This window comes from Chryseobacterium potabilaquae (genome assembly GCF_902728265.1).
In the GTDB taxonomy this organism is placed as follows: domain Bacteria; phylum Bacteroidota; class Bacteroidia; order Flavobacteriales; family Weeksellaceae; genus Chryseobacterium; species Chryseobacterium potabilaquae.
Window position 1 is genome coordinate 1 of the sequence record NZ_CACVBR010000002.1, and the last position, 15089, is coordinate 15089.

14 protein-coding genes are annotated in these 15089 nt (G+C 30.3%); all 14 read right to left on the bottom strand.

The features are described 5' to 3' along the window. Nucleotides 1-222 precede the first annotated feature (222 nt). A complete protein-coding gene (locus tag CHRY9293_RS01220; protein ID WP_122635824.1) occupies nt 223-594 on the bottom strand; it encodes a septal ring lytic transglycosylase RlpA family protein in 372 nt (123 codons plus the stop codon). A gap of 484 nt (nt 595-1078) precedes the next feature. Beyond that, nucleotides 1079-1822 carry a hypothetical protein gene (locus CHRY9293_RS01225; RefSeq protein WP_162031245.1) on the bottom strand — a complete coding sequence of 248 codons (744 nt, stop codon included), beginning with the start codon at nt 1820-1822 and terminating at the stop codon, nt 1079-1081. A 35-nt stretch (nt 1823-1857) separates the two neighbouring features. Next, nucleotides 1858-2487 carry a hypothetical protein gene (locus tag CHRY9293_RS01230; RefSeq protein ID WP_162031246.1) on the bottom strand — a complete coding sequence of 210 codons (630 nt, stop codon included), beginning with the start codon at nt 2485-2487 and terminating at the stop codon, nt 1858-1860. 396 nt (nt 2488-2883) lie between these two features. Beyond that, nucleotides 2884-4185 carry a 30S ribosomal protein S12 methylthiotransferase RimO gene (gene rimO / locus CHRY9293_RS01235; RefSeq protein WP_162031247.1) on the bottom strand — a complete coding sequence of 434 codons (1302 nt, stop codon included), beginning with the start codon at nt 4183-4185 and terminating at the stop codon, nt 2884-2886. 99 nt (nt 4186-4284) lie between these two features. Beyond that, complete coding sequence (gene rfbC, locus CHRY9293_RS01240; RefSeq protein ID WP_162031248.1) at nt 4285-4830, bottom strand: dTDP-4-dehydrorhamnose 3,5-epimerase; 546 nt, start codon at nt 4828-4830, stop codon at nt 4285-4287. Between the two features lie 50 nt (nt 4831-4880). Further along, entirely contained in the window at nt 4881-6077 is a 1197-nt protein-coding gene (locus tag CHRY9293_RS01245) for a hypothetical protein (RefSeq protein ID WP_162031249.1), read from the bottom strand. Nucleotides 6078-6094: 17 nt separating this feature from the next. Beyond that, nucleotides 6095-7042 (bottom strand): sugar transferase, encoded by a 948-nt coding sequence (locus CHRY9293_RS01250; protein WP_162031250.1) that lies wholly within the window; start codon nt 7040-7042, stop codon nt 6095-6097. A 96-nt stretch (nt 7043-7138) separates the two neighbouring features. Further along, a complete protein-coding gene (locus tag CHRY9293_RS01255; protein ID WP_162031251.1) occupies nt 7139-7885 on the bottom strand; it encodes a glycosyltransferase family 2 protein in 747 nt (248 codons plus the stop codon). Nucleotide 7886: 1 nt separating this feature from the next. Continuing rightward, on the bottom strand, nt 7887-8906 hold the full coding sequence (locus CHRY9293_RS01260; RefSeq protein ID WP_162031252.1) for an NAD-dependent epimerase/dehydratase family protein: 1020 nt from the start codon (nt 8904-8906) through the stop codon (nt 7887-7889). Nucleotides 8907-8925: 19 nt separating this feature from the next. Beyond that, nucleotides 8926-9651, bottom strand: coding sequence for a glycosyltransferase (locus tag CHRY9293_RS01265; protein ID WP_162031253.1), 726 nt, complete (start codon nt 9649-9651; stop codon nt 8926-8928). A gap of 11 nt (nt 9652-9662) precedes the next feature. Next, nucleotides 9663-10484, bottom strand: coding sequence for a glycosyltransferase (locus tag CHRY9293_RS01270; RefSeq protein ID WP_162031254.1), 822 nt, complete (start codon nt 10482-10484; stop codon nt 9663-9665). A gap of 11 nt (nt 10485-10495) precedes the next feature. Continuing rightward, the gene (locus CHRY9293_RS01275) at nt 10496-11566 is read right to left on the bottom strand and encodes an EpsG family protein (RefSeq protein ID WP_228455436.1); all 1071 of its coding nucleotides are present in this window, start codon (nt 11564-11566) and stop codon (nt 10496-10498) included. A gap of 26 nt (nt 11567-11592) precedes the next feature. After that, the gene (locus CHRY9293_RS01280; RefSeq protein ID WP_162031256.1) at nt 11593-13935 is read right to left on the bottom strand and encodes a GumC family protein; all 2343 of its coding nucleotides are present in this window, start codon (nt 13933-13935) and stop codon (nt 11593-11595) included. Nucleotides 13936-14030: 95 nt separating this feature from the next. Then, entirely contained in the window at nt 14031-15089 is a 1059-nt protein-coding gene (locus CHRY9293_RS01285; protein WP_162031257.1) for a glycosyltransferase family 4 protein, read from the bottom strand.

The following is a 15089-nucleotide window of genomic DNA, read 5'->3' on the forward strand; positions in this document are numbered from 1 at the left end:
TACGCATGGCAGCTCGATTGCCGATCGAACCACTCTCCACTTCTTGTACTACAGAGAGTTTAAAGGATAGGCTATAGTCTTTTTGACTACGTTTTATATACTGATTATTAAGATCTTTCATAACATTACTGTTTTTGTGTAACGCTATGTTAGGATCAGACATCTATATAAAAACAAAAAGCCAGCTGAAATAGCTGGCTTTTTTTAATTTAAATCATAAATTTAATCGACAATTTCATATTCAATCGGAATAGTACCACTGGCAATATTTCCGATCTCATCGAACGCTGCTTTAGACATATCTAAAGATCTTGATGCATGGTAAGGTCCTCTATCATTAATTCTTACTACTACCTCTTTACCATTGTTCAAATTGGTAACTCTAACTTTCGTACCAAATGGAAGCGTTCTGTTCGCTGCGGTAAATTTAGAATTATCAAAAATCTCACCGTTAGCGGTTTTTCTACCATTAAATTTATCGTGGTAGTACGATGCATAGCTTGTTTTTTTCGCATCTTTGGTATTATTACTAAAAGAATAAACACCAAGGGTTGAAATCATCATTATGATTACGAGAATGAATCTTTTCATCATTTTGAAATTTTATGGGTTATGACGGAGCAAAAGTATTAGGAATATTCTAAAGTCCCTACTCGGACTGTTAAAAAACGTTAATGAAAAATTAAATAAACCTTAAAAACCCCTGTAACCTACTACTAAAAGGACATTTACGCAACACTGTTAAAAAACGTTAAAATAAAATCAAAAACGTTAATAAAATTAACTAATTTACACATAATTCTCACCCATACAATACCAATAATAACCTGTAAATCAAATTATTAAATAAAATAAGCAATAAATATAAAGATACTTTAGAGAATGAATATTCATATATTTAGTAGGACTATAAGATAAGTAATCAAACACTCTTCTTAGAGGGAAATTTATCGATCCTGCATTATACATCTGAAAATATGGATTAATAATTTATCCATTATTCACTCTCATTTTCTATACACTAAAAAACCAATGAGAAATTTCTCATTGGTCCCGTGTTTATTATAAATAAATCTTGTTATTTAAGATATTCTAATACATAATCATAAGTTCCACTTGGGTATACTATAGACATAGTAGGTGAACCTGTAATAGCATTCCCAGGGGTTGCAACTACATCATATGAATATAAATCTCTGGAAAATACTGTTCCAGTACCTGCTTTATAAATAGTAATGGAATACAATGAAGTCATTCCAGTAGGTGCAGGAATATTAACGGCTGTCGATGCTCCAGTCGCAGTAAAACTACCTTTAATTGCAAATACTTGTGCACTATTAACTAAAGTATTTGTCATCGTTTCTGTAGTTAAAATATCGACTTTTGGTGAAGCTCCACTACCACCAACTGGTCTCCAAGTACCTCCATTTGTCGTTCCCGATTTATTATCATAATACCAATATCCTGCAGTTAACACACCTCCTTCCGTAGTACCTACACCTGCTTGTCCACTGGTGGCCGTATTAAAAACCATAAGCCCATCGTAATGATTAGGATAATTGTTAGGAATACCAAAAGGAGTTTGTCCTCCAAAAGTGGTAAATAACGTTAAGTCAGTACGGGGATATAATAGCCCCTTTCCCTTCTCCGGTGAAAGATTAAAGGCAGGGTTGGAAGAAGCATCTATAAATGCAGAACTATTAGCTGCTGATGAATTAGCGTTACTATCTGCTATTCTTACCTGAGCATTAAAATAGCTACCAATAACCAATGGGACTACAAAAAGTAGCTTTTTTATATTATTATGTCTTGTTAATTTCATGTTTTGAGTATTTTTAGTCAGTTTAAGTAATCATATTAAAATCCTGTAACCCAATCCCATTCTCCACCTCCAATATATAGTAATATCCCTGAGCCACCCGCTTGAACTTGAGCTGTTGTCTGATTTCTCGGAGCCGGGTTAATATCAATATTACTTAAACCAGCATTGGAAACATAGACTTTTTTACCTACATCAATTCCTGTAGTAGGAAGTGTTAAAGTATGTCCGGAAGTAGCAATTCTCAATTTAATATAATCATCAGTTGCTAAAACTGTATAATCTGATGTAATTTCAGAAGTTACATTAAATGTTGTTGCAACAGTACCACTTCCTAGTCCTTTCCATTGTGAATTAGGAGCGTCATAATAATAGTAACCTGTCGCAGTTACATTTACTACTTTACCAGCTGCAGATCCATCGAGTGTATTAACAAATACGATAGTTCCGTTTTGTGCAGCAACATATGCAGCATCCTTAGCTGTTAACTGGCTTCTTGACATACGAGGGACCAACAGTCCGTCAGGTTTAGTGTTGTCAGCTGTATTAGCTACAATATCTAAAGTCGCATCTGGAGCGGAAGTATTAATCCCCACTCGTCCTTGCTGAGCTTTAGAAAGTGTGGTAAGACAAACTAACATAGCTGTTGTTAATAAAATTTTTTTCATAAGTCTTTAAAGGTTTTAAATTACATTTTCATCAATGTTATTTATAATAAACAGGATAATTATCCTAAATTTTTTTTTCTTTAAATTATAAAGAAAATGAACCATTTGAAAGGGAAAGACAGCTCATTTCTTTTTTTAAATATCATGATTCCAACAACATACTCTAAAACGCCATGATTTCTCTACAAATTTAATATTTTTATTTAAAAATCATAATTTTATATCAAAAAGATTTATATATATATATAAACAATTATACAAAACACTGATTATCAATGAAATAAAAACATTAAAAAATTAAATTTTCTACTTAAAAAACTATTGTTTTTCAAAAAAAACCAACAATTTATTTATTTTGAAAATATATTACAAAATAAACACCATAAATAGAATTATTTAAATAAGTACCCCATACAAATCAAATTCTTCTGCGGATGTAATTTTTACATATGCAAATTCACCAATTGATATATAAGTATCCGTTGCAGATACTAACACTGTATTGTCCACATCAGGAGAATCATATTCTGTTCTTCCTATAAAATACTCTCCTTCTTTTCTATCAAAAATACATCTGTAAGTATTCCCAATTTTCTCTTGGTTTTTCTCCCAAGAAATTAAAGATTGAAGCTCCATAATCTCCTCTACTCTTGCTTCTTTAATTTCTTGAGGAATATTATCTTCCAGTGAATAGGCCGTTGTATTCTCTTCATGAGAATAAGTAAAACATCCCAGTCTATCAAACCTTTGTTCTCTTACCCAATCTTTTAATTCCTGAAACTTTTCTTCTGTTTCACCCGGATATCCTACAATAAGAGTCGTTCTAATTGCCATACCAGGAACTTTTTCTCTGAACTTATCGAGTAAAGCCGTTGTCTTTTCATGTGTTGTCCCTCTTTTCATAGACTTTAATAAATCAGAATTGATATGCTGAAGAGGAATATCAATATAATTACATATTTTATGCTCTACCTTGATAATTTCCAATACATCTTCAGGGAAACCACTCGGAAAGGCATAATGCAATCTAATCCATTCTATTCCTTCTACTTTTACAAGCTCTTTTAGTAAATCTGCAAGGGCGCGCTTTTTATAAAGATCCAGTCCATAATAAGTGAGATCTTGAGCAATTAAAATTAATTCTTTGGTTCCTTTTTTTGCTAACTTTTGGGCTTCAATAACCAATTTCTCAATCGGTGTAGAAATATGCCCTCCTCTCATTAAAGGAATTGCACAAAACGAACAAGGTCTATCACATCCCTCAGAAATTTTTAAATAAGCATAATGTTTCGGAGTTGTTGTAAGCCTTTCTCCCACCAATTCATGCTTATAATCTGCTCCCAAGTGTTTTAGGAGTATGGGTAAATCTCTTGTTCCAAAATATTGATCAACATCCGGGATTTCCTTTATAAGATCCGGTTTATATCTTTCGGAAAGGCAACCTGTAACAAAAACCTTTTCCACCTCACCTCTATTTTTTGCATCTACATAATCGAGAATAGTATTGATAGACTCTTCTTTAGCATTGTCAATAAATCCACAGGTGTTAATCACGACAATATCTCCCTTCCCTTCATGAACAACTTTCTTGCCATTTGCTTCGAGTTGACTCATTAAAACTTCAGAATCATATACATTTTTGGAACAGCCCAAAGTAACCACATTAATTTTTTTCTTCCCTACGGATTTTGTACGCATCTTTTTGATTTTGAGTGTGCAAAGATACGAAATATTGAAGATTTTAGGCTAAAAAATAAAACCACTTTAATAAAGTGGTTTTCAGAATACTATTATAATTTAAAAATTTCTTTCTTTAAAGCTTTCAGCCTTTTGATCTTTCTCTGATAGTATCATATCTTTTTCCTCTATCTTCCAATCTATATTAAGATCAGGATCATTGAATTTTACACACCCTTCTGATTCTTTGTTATAAAAATTATCACATTTATAAGAAAACACTGCTGTCTCTGTCAACACACAAAAACCATGTCCAAATCCTCTAGGAACATATAATTGCAATTTATTTTCAGCAGTAAGCTCAATTCCAAACCATTTTCCAAATGTCGGAGAATCTTCTCTCAAATCCACCGCTATATCCCAAACTTTACCTTCTAAACATGATACCAATTTAGCTTGTGCGTGTTCTCCTTTTTGTAAATGAATTCCTCTCAATACACCATACGAGGATTTTGAAATATTATCTTGTACAAAGTGCCCATTCAACCCTGTAAGTTGTTCAAACTTCTCTTCGTTGAATTTTTCAAAAAAATATCCTCTCTCGTCTTCAAAAATTGTTGGTTCAATAATGTAACAATCTTTAAGGGGAGTTTCTTTAATTTTCATAAAATATAAGTGTATCGTAATTTATTATGCAAAGATATTATAATAAATGATTATTTATCATAGGTAAAAATGAGAATATCTCCAGGCAAAATTGTTTCAGTATATTTTTTTGAGGTCAGTAAGGATATTATTTTCCCTGAATCATTATTTACTTTACTTAGGAAAGATTTTAATTTATATTCTAAGGTAATATCTTCAGTCAATGATTTATTTTGAACAATGACAAATTTCTTTGTGCCATTTGACAAAAAAGAAACTAAGGCATTTTTACCATATGTTGAAAAAAATCTAAATTGTTTTGGAGTAGCATTTAATTTTGTTGTTCCTGAGGGAATTTCATCTCCTATATGATATACTTCATCCGATTGTGCCCCTGCAAACACCCATGCTACCTTTTGAATCTGCTCATTCACTGTTTTTACAATATTGTAAGTAGGTGTAGGATTTCCTTTATCATCTACAATAGAAAAGCCATATTTTTCTTTCACCCAATTATATTCATAGGTTAATGTCCAATATGCAAAATACTGAAGGCCTTGTGCTCCATATAATAAATTACCCAGTTGCTGGAGTTTAATTCCTGCTAAGGTTGGCTGTGCATAATTGTAATGAATCGTAGAACATGCAAAAGCCCAAAATGGAATTTTATTTTTTTTGCTAATATATCGTATATCTTCTAAATTTGAATACCAATCTCCTCTTAATATATTATTGATAATAGGATAATGATCAAATGATAAAAAATCCACAGGTACTTTATTCAGAAACTCTGCCAAATAATCTCTGTAACTAAGACCATTAATAACTTCACGACCAACATAGTTAGGAAACAAATTCACATATACAATATGCTTATCGTCATATGATTTAATTTTTTTAACAAGCTTGAGTACATTATCAAATTCTTTGGGAACAGGTTCATCAGCTACATAATATCCATAAAGAGCCGGATGTTTTTTAAAAAGGGTAACTGCTTTTTCTGTGTCCGAAAATAAAGAGGGTACTCTAATCACCAGTTTTGTCCCTGCCAATTGAGCCGCATCTAGAGCTTCTAGAGCTTCTTGATCATTATTATACACTGTATAACAAATATTTATCCCTGCTTTTTTCATATTGAGAAATTGTTCCTTCGTTGAGTATTTACCATGAGGAACACCATGAAAAGCAAAAATAGGAACTTGAATATTCTGTGAGAATATTATATTATATACCAATAAAAAACAAAATAAAATCCATTTATCAGCCATATAACTAAGTTCATTTATTAATTACTATTTAAGGAAAATATAACTTTTACAGTCTTCAATAAAATTTTAACATCTAATAGCGGAGAAAAATTTTTGATATAATATAAATCGTATTCAAGTTTTTTTAAATTATCCTTAGGAGTTGCCTTGGGTAAATTGACTTGAGCCCACCCCGTAATTCCGGGCTTTACTAAATGTCGTAAATCAAAATAAGAATTCTCTGCTACAGATTCTTCTACATATTTTTGTTGTTCGGGTCTTGGCCCTATCAAGCTCATATTTCCATTCAAGACATTGAATAACTGAGGTAGCTCATCAATCTTGGTTATTCTTAAAAATTTCCCAAAAGCTAAAAGTCTCTCATCATTATTTTTAGTAAAGTCACCACAGTGCTCATTTTTCATAGTCCTGAGCTTATATATACGAAATTTTTTAGAATTCTTACCCACTCTTTCTTGAGAGAAAAAAACGTTTCCGGGAGAATTCATAAAAACAAGCAATGATCCAAAAAGAATTACAGGAAGTGCCACCGGCAATAATAATACTGATACGGAAAGATCAATTATTCTCTTTAGAAAAAAATCATTGCTTTCCAACCCAATAGAAAAAACATCATCCACTAAATATTCATTCGCATTTAATTTTACAAGTGGAATTCTCCCATTTACTCTTTCATAAAATTCATGGACTTCATATACTTTAATCCCATGAAGTTTTGCTTCAATAATTTCATTAGTTATTTTTTCAGGAAGGTGATTTAGATTTGAAGTTTCGATAACAATAGTTTTTATATTCAACTTTTCGATATATTCGAGTATGCTTTTATAATTACTCTCCGAGTTAAAAAAAACAGATTTATGAGATTTTTTAAAACTTTCTTCTTTTAAAATTTTTCTTGTTATACTACTAATATTAATAAAAAGATATCTTTCATTATGGTTAGAAAGATTTAAATATTTTTTCATGCCGCCGTGTTTCTCAAAAATCTACATTTTATTTCCACATATTACTTTGAAATACAAATATAATTTTTTATAAGGTTTTAAATATAATAAATTGCTTCAAAAATGTTGAAAAATTTTAAGCATCCATCTTCTATATGGATAATAAAAAGGAACTTTTATAGTATGTTTTTCAAAAGCATTTAAAATTTCCTGTTTTCCTTTTTTTATATTGGCAAAACTTTTATTAGATTCTCCACCTAACCTCATTTTTAAAATATAATTATCCAAATAAAATGATGAAATTTTATGCTTTTCCAAAAACCTCAACATAATTTCAAAATCAGCAGCTATTCTATAGGTAAGATCAAAGAGTCCATATTTATTGTAAATACTTTTTTTTACAAAAAAGCTAGGGTGTGCAGGATGCCATCCACTAATAAAGGATTTTTTATTACCTGTTCTCCATTTTCGGATAATCTTATTGGTATCATCTTCTTTTACATAATAGAGGTCCGCAAAAACAGAATCTACTTTATTTTTATTAAAGCAATCTTCTACACTTTCCAAAATACTATTAGAAATATAGAAATCATCAGAATTGAGTAATCCTACAATATCACCTGTTGACATATTGATTCCTTTATTCATCGCATCATAAATACCCTTATCTTTTTCACTTATCCAACGTAGCCGGCCTTCAAAATGGGGTTCATATGATCTAATAATATCTAAAGTTTCATCAGAAGAACCTCCATCCACAATGATATATTCAATATCCTTATGAGTCTGATTAAGAACTGACTCGATAGCTGTTCTTATATATTTTTCGCTATTCCAGCAAACAGTGATAATACTTATTTTCATTTTAAACAGAATGTTCAACCGTTTTTTTTTGGACCTGCTCTGAAATCCATTGATATGTTTTTTCCATTCCCACTCTTAATGGCTGGGAAACTTCCCATCCTATCTTTTCTTTGTAAAGTTTATTGTGCGAATTTCTACCTTTTACTCCTAAAGGACATTTAAAACCATATTTATCAAAAAATTCTTTTCCTTCGAGATTATTTATATAGAGCTTTTTTTGAGAAATGCCAATAGCCATTTGGGCAAGCTCATTGATAGAAACCATCTCTTCACTCCCTATATTGACAGGTTCTGAAAAATCAGATTCCATTAATCTTATCACAGCCTCAACGCATTCATCTATATAAAGAAAAGATCTTGTTTGTTTTCCATTTCCCCAGACTTCAATTTGTCCCCCATCCATTTCTTCAGCCACTTTTCTGCACATAGCTGCTGGTGATTTTTCTTTACCTCCGAACCAAGTACCCTGAGGACCAAAGATATTATGGAATCTAGCAATTCTTACATTTAAGTTATAATTTCTATTATATGCCAAATACAACCTTTCTGAAAATAATTTTTCCCAACCATATTCCGAATCCGGATTCGCAGGATACGCAGAGCTTTCTTCACAATTTGGATTATTAGGATCTAATTGATTATGCTCAGGATACATACAAGCAGAAGATGAATAAAAAACTTTTTTTACTTTTTTTAGTACACATTCTCTTGATACATTCAAGTTAATTATCGCAGAATTATGCATTACATCCGCATCATGCTCACCAGTGAAAATATATAATGCACCTCCCATATCTGCTGCAAGCTGATATACTTCATCAACTCCGTCTTCGATAACCAGTTTTACAACTTTAGGATCTGTAAGATCTCCAACAATAAATTCATCACAAATTTCAGAATGATCAAAATACTCATGTTTTTTTATATCACAAATTCTTATATGATGCCCTTCATTCTTTAGTCTTTTCCCAAGGTGCCCTCCAATAAAACCTCCTCCACCAAGTATAACAATTTTTTTCATATCTGAGATTATAGTTATTTTATATTATCCTTTTTAAAATAAGTAGAATATTTTTGCAAAAATAATATCTTGCTTTTAATTTCTGTCTAATATTTCTTTTTTTTAAACTTGAATTATTATAATGTACTCTATAAATAAGAGTATTATCATCAAGATGATAAATAGATCTTAATATATTTGCAGATATTGCCATCCATAAGTCATGAGCTTCTATATAAGTCGGAAATGGAAGAACATATTTCAGTAATTTCTTATTCAGCATCATGGTACACCCATAGTATGCCGATTTTCCTTTAAAGATTCTCAATATATTTCCCAAATTTCTATTTGAATTTTCACTTTCTAATCTAAGAAATTCTGTATTATTCACTGACTCATTATTAACTTGAAAATTGGAAGCAACTAACAAAACTTTTTTTTCCTTTATTATTTCTAATAATCTATTTAACCTACCATTAATCCATATGTCATCTTGATCCGCCAAACATATATAATCATTCTTAGCCAAAGATAAAACGTTTTCAAATGTTTTTACGTGTCCTTTATTTTTTTTATTACGAAACACTTTAATATATTCACTCTTAAACATGTTAATAATATCTAATGTATTATCGGTCGACGTATCATCCACAATAATCAGTTCATCTCCGTGAATAAGCTGACTTAGAATAGACTCTATCTGTTCTTTTATATATGAACTTCCATTATAAGACGCCATACAAACGGATATATTCTCTCTCATCATACAATAACAGGTTAAAAAAGTCTTCGTCTTAAGAATGCAAAGCTTTTGTATTGCAAAGATAGTCTTAATAGATGGGGCAAATCCACAAATAAAGTAACTAAAAAACGGTTTTTTATTTGTTTAAATATCTTAATATCCTTCATAAACAATGAATAACGAAATAAGGCTTTGTCTTTTGAGTTGGTATTCGTTGAAAAGTCCTGTTTCAATTTAATAGGAATTATATGCAAATTTTTCGTAAAATATTTTACTCGTCCCATAAATTCATGGTCACAAAAATCCAGACGCAGCTTACTATTATATCCCCCTACTTTATGAAAAAAATCCGTTCTCACCATAATCCCGCTATTTATACATGAATTTCCTCTCGTTGTAATATAAGAGTCGGTAATCTCATCATACAGAAAAGATCTATATAACCTGTATCTGCTTGGAGAAATTAATTTTTCTCCTCCATAAATTAAAGGTACTGATATATCTTTCTCTAAACTTGAGAATTTTTCATACACAGAATAGAAATTTAAAGGTAGATATGTATCTTGATCAAGAAAAACAATATGATCAAAGGTATTATTTTGGGCAAAATCAGCGATCACATTATACGCTCTTGAAATACCTACATTATCGGGATTATGTATATAATATATGTGGATATCAGCATTTGTTTCATCATCCGCATTTAGTTTCCACTCAAGAGCATCAGTATTATCATATATAAATAGATGAAGCTTTTTATTAATCTCTTGACTATTTATAAAAGATCGCGTTAGATTTTTATAAACAACAGATTCTTTATAATCTTCCCTAAAACTTACTATACTATATAGGATCATTGTTTTATAATTTATAACCATGAATCATATGCTTTAAATATATCTGCAACATCTATTAAATAAAATGTCTGTATACAGGAAAAAACAACAATCAAAGCCCATCCTATTATTTTCATCTTATCCGGAAAAATATGGACAATCATTGGATACAATAAAATTTGAACTACTGAATACATTTCAAAAGCTCTGGTAGAGAACACCTGCGCACCAGATACACTCAATATCAAAAAAAGACAAATAGAAATAATATGTATTTTAAATAATAGATCAAAGTATATAAATCGTTCTTTTAATGTTGAATAAAACATAGAGAAAATAGCTACTATAATCATGGCAAACAACATTTTAAAATTCAAAACATTAACTTTCCCTTCTTTCATCCATTCCATTGCTTTTATATAATATTCTACTTTAGGAAATATTTTATCCAGCAATAATATGGTAATCAAGTTAATATTAAATACTACCAACACAATGGAAATAATAATAACATAATAATAGTATTTAATAGGCACTCTAAAAGTATAACACATCCAAGGTAAAATATACAATATACTTGATGAATGAAAAAAGAAACATAACAATAGTTTAATAAAAAATTGAAGATGCTCTTTTTGTTCAATATTTTTAATAGAAAGAAGAAAGAATCCCGCAGCAATACCTGCCCGAATAGTTGTCATCTCATGCATTAAAAATAAGTTTCCAAAATATAATATTACACTTAAAAAAATATATTCAGAATATTTTGCAATAGCCCTAATTTTCAAACTAACCCCTAGTGTTGCGAAGAACACAAAGCAAGCCTTCGCAACATCCATGTTACTATTATAAAATTGTCTGAAAAAATCAGGAATAAAAAACATACACCATTCTAAATGATTTTTCTCTAGGAAAACTGAAAATGTTGGTTCTACATATCTGAAATTTTTCAAATACATATAATAATCCCGATCTATTCCTATTCTTGACCCCGCAAATAAGGACAATATAATAGCCAAGATTATACATATTATCTTTTTATATTTAAGTTCTGCAACAAAAGATAATATACCTGAAAAAATAAAAACAATATAATAAACCATTAAAATTTAGTCTGCTTATTTATTTTTTATGATTTCTTAAAAAAATGCCACCATCTATTTTCTTCTTTTGAATAACCATATTGATTTCCATAGGCAAAGTTTGACTTCTTAATATCATTTAAAACGAAAACCACACTTTTTAGTTTTTCATTTTCTATATTGATATTCGCAAAGTTCATATAATCTTTTAATGATTTATCTGATCTCACCACATACACTGTAGAATCCACTAAATGAGAAATCAGGAATGAATCCGTTACTGGCATTAATGGAGCTGTATCCAAAATTACATAATCATATTTTGATCTCACTTCATTTAATAGTGTTTCATATCTGTCATTTTGTAAAAGATCATTAGGATTAGGAGGTATAGCTCCTGAGTAAATAAAATCTGTCCCTGAAATAAATCCACTCGGATGGATTATATTTTCCACATCATTGATATCTCCATTGAGATACTCCGTCAATCCTTGTGCTAACTTCATAGACGGGTTATATCTTTGTAACTGTGGATTCCTAATATCACTACCAATCACCAAAACCTTCTTCTTGGGAGTTGTAAGTGCTAAAGCGAGGTTTACAGAAACAAAAGTCTTTCCTTCTCCTTTCATAGAAGAAGTCACCATAATTATTTTTGCATTCTCTTTACCTCTTAATATAAATTTAAGATTAGTGACTAAAATTCTAAAAGCTTCGGCTAATGGAGATAAATCATTCCCTTTTATCAATTGATCGGATTTTTTCAATGCTTTAGGGATTTCTGCAATCACAGGAGTACTGGATAGCTTTTCTATATCACCTCTTACAATAATCTTATTATTTAAAAGTTCTTTTACAAGTATTAAAATTGTAGATAATAAAAATCCTGTGATAAGGGCTCCTCCCATGATCATCATTTTCCGTGGTGCCACAGGCTTTTGCAAAGCATACGCTTTATCTACTACTCGTGCTTTGTCTGAAGTGATAGCCATAGATATTGCAGCTTCTTCTCTTTTTTGTAATAACAATAAAAAAAGATTTTCTTTAATTTGCTGTTGTCTTTCTATATTCCTAAACATTCTCTCTTTTCCAGGAACAGTAGCTATTGATTTACTTGCTTTAAAAGATTCTTCTTCCACACTATTTCTGCTAATTTGCAAAGCACTTCTTTCCTTAACCAACCCTTCTTTAATAATGTTTCGAAGATTAGATATTTGAATGTCCAAATCCTTTATAACTGGATTCGATGGAGTAGCACTTTCTAATTTTGTATTTCTTTCTTGGACAAACTTGTTGTAATTATTTATATTGGCTAAAGCAACAGGATTATCTATCCCAAGATTTAAAGGTATAAGTTCATTTTTGGATTGGTGAGTAAAATAACTTGTTAACATTTTATTCCATTCCAACTGGGTGTCAATTTCTATAAGCTTCTTTTTTGATGCTTGTTCTGTCTGTAAATTAATAGAGGCATCACTCTGAACATCTACTATTTTATTTCTTGTTTTAAAAGATTCCTTTTCCGATTCTACATCCCCAAGTTCTTTAGAAATAATGCTAATTCGATCATCAATAAAATTTTTAGTCTTTTCGGATTCAACATTTTTATCATTTATAGCATAAAAATTATATTTTTTAACAATTGCATTAAGTATATCGATTGCTTTTTCTTTATTTATATGATTCATGCTAAGCCCTATAACCGTAGCATCTTTATCAAGCAAAGTAACAGCTAGTCCATTTTGATAGAAGTCTACAGCATCTTGAAAATCGATATATTTAAAATAAATTTCTTCTAGATCTAACTTTTGAGTCTTTTTTTTATCAAAACTACCATTCTTTGTGATAATTATATCTGCGTAAGGTAATCTAATGAGTTTATTAAAATTACTTTTGATATCATTGGAAAGCTCATCGGAGGATAAAGTGATGACATTGCCTTGCACTTTGATAGTAACTGGCTTTTTAGGTTTCTCTCCATATATATTTTCCCTCACCAAAAATATTTGGTAAGGATTAGTATCTTTATATAATTCTAAATCATAAAATCCTTGTTCAGCAAAAACTGGTATCTGTAGTTTAAGGTCTTTTACAACATCTTCAATAATTTTTTTAGATTGAAAAATTTCAAGCTCATTTTCAATACTATTAGTACCCATTCCTCCAAAACCTGGCATACCTTGCAAAATACTTATATCTCCAGCATCAGACATTTTTTTGGCATCCTTGATTAAAACAGAAGTCTGCACCTTAAAAACTGGTGCTTTTAATTTGATATAAAAAAGGGATATAATAAGAGCAAAAACCATACATCCAAAAATGAGTGTCCATCTTTTCAGATAGGGATGTATCAATTCATGCAAATCAAAATCTTTATTATTAATCTTCATAGTTAAGCGGTCTACAATCTAATTTATTTTAAACGTCACAAATATATTACAATTTGACTGAATACGAGAGGGTATATTCTCAAGCATTATGAATATTATATTTCTTTAAAATAGTCTATCATTTTTGATGCTACATTATTCCACTCAAAAACCTTAATATCTTCATATGCATTATCCATCTTATCTGTAAACTTATTATTTATTACCTCAAGAACTTGATCTGAAATAGCATGAGGGTTTCTTATAGGCACCATCCATGAATTTAAAGATGATGCAGGAAGGTATCCCGTAGTAATCACAGGTATTTTACAAGCCATAGCTTCTATGATAGGATAGTGCACCGCTTCCAACTGAATAGTTCCCGCACAAATATACATATCCAAAGATTTATAAAAATTGGCTAAATTTTGATCTCCATGAGGATTCAAAACTTTAATTCCATCATTTTTTTCTAATTCCTTATCTCCAAAAGCAATATGTAATTCTATATTGTCTATTTTTTTTTGTAATATTTTAAATGCTTCTATGATATATATTGTTCCTTTGTATTCTTCTTTACGCCCAATAGTTCCTAAAATAGTTTTTTCCTGCTTTAGTTTTGTAATAGCAGGACTATAATTCTGCATATCAAGCCCCGGATATACAAACATATTCGTTTTAATTTCTTTATAACTAAGGTACATAGGAGCATTTACTATCATATTAAGACCTAGTTTATAAGATCTCTTACTAATCCACTTAAAAAACCGAGTCTTGATATCTTTTTTATAATAGTAATCGGGTTCATATGCTTGTATATAATAAAACTTCTTGGCTTTAATATTAGATTTTTTCACAGGGTATGCAGTAAAGCTATGAGTAGCAAGAACAATATCTGCTTCTAAAAAATTCATTGCTTTAATAAGTGCTTTTCTTAAATATAATGGTCCAAATAACGGGGAAATCGCGTCACTATTATTATGATTCTTAATCTCTCCTAAAAGATTATAATAAAAAACACGCGCCTTTGTAGGAAAATAAGGCTCTGAAGTTTTTTCATATGCTAAAAAACTAACATCATGTCCATATGCAATCCAATAATCAGCCAATTTTGAAAGTACCCTCCAACCACCGGCATTTCCAAAAACTCCAACTAAAGGTATTAGTATTTTCAT

Excerpts from the sequence above, each read along its gene's own strand:
- CHRY9293_RS01285 (WP_162031257.1), bottom strand. The coding sequence starts at position 15,089 with ATGAAAATACTAATACCTTTAGTTGGAGTTTTTGGAAATGCCGGTGGT.
- CHRY9293_RS01255 (WP_162031251.1), bottom strand. The coding sequence starts at position 7,885 with ATGAAAATAAGTATTATCACTGTTTGCTGGAATAGCGAAAAATATATA.
- CHRY9293_RS01250 (WP_162031250.1), bottom strand. The coding sequence starts at position 7,042 with ATGAAAAAATATTTAAATCTTTCTAACCATAATGAAAGATATCTTTTT.
- CHRY9293_RS01265 (WP_162031253.1), bottom strand. The coding sequence starts at position 9,651 with ATGATGAGAGAGAATATATCCGTTTGTATGGCGTCTTATAATGGAAGT.
- rfbC (WP_162031248.1), bottom strand. The coding sequence starts at position 4,830 with ATGAAAATTAAAGAAACTCCCCTTAAAGATTGTTACATTATTGAACCA.
- rimO (WP_162031247.1), bottom strand. The coding sequence starts at position 4,185 with ATGCGTACAAAATCCGTAGGGAAGAAAAAAATTAATGTGGTTACTTTG.
- CHRY9293_RS01225 (WP_162031245.1), bottom strand. The coding sequence starts at position 1,822 with ATGAAATTAACAAGACATAATAATATAAAAAAGCTACTTTTTGTAGTC.
- CHRY9293_RS01220 (WP_122635824.1), bottom strand. The coding sequence starts at position 594 with ATGATGAAAAGATTCATTCTCGTAATCATAATGATGATTTCAACCCTT.
- CHRY9293_RS01275 (WP_228455436.1), bottom strand. The coding sequence starts at position 11,566 with ATGGTTTATTATATTGTTTTTATTTTTTCAGGTATATTATCTTTTGTT.
- CHRY9293_RS01260 (WP_162031252.1), bottom strand. The coding sequence starts at position 8,906 with ATGAAAAAAATTGTTATACTTGGTGGAGGAGGTTTTATTGGAGGGCAC.
- CHRY9293_RS01245 (WP_162031249.1), bottom strand. The coding sequence starts at position 6,077 with ATGGCTGATAAATGGATTTTATTTTGTTTTTTATTGGTATATAATATA.
- CHRY9293_RS01230 (WP_162031246.1), bottom strand. The coding sequence starts at position 2,487 with ATGAAAAAAATTTTATTAACAACAGCTATGTTAGTTTGTCTTACCACA.
- CHRY9293_RS01270 (WP_162031254.1), bottom strand. The coding sequence starts at position 10,484 with ATGATCCTATATAGTATAGTAAGTTTTAGGGAAGATTATAAAGAATCT.
- CHRY9293_RS01280 (WP_162031256.1), bottom strand. The coding sequence starts at position 13,935 with ATGAAGATTAATAATAAAGATTTTGATTTGCATGAATTGATACATCCC.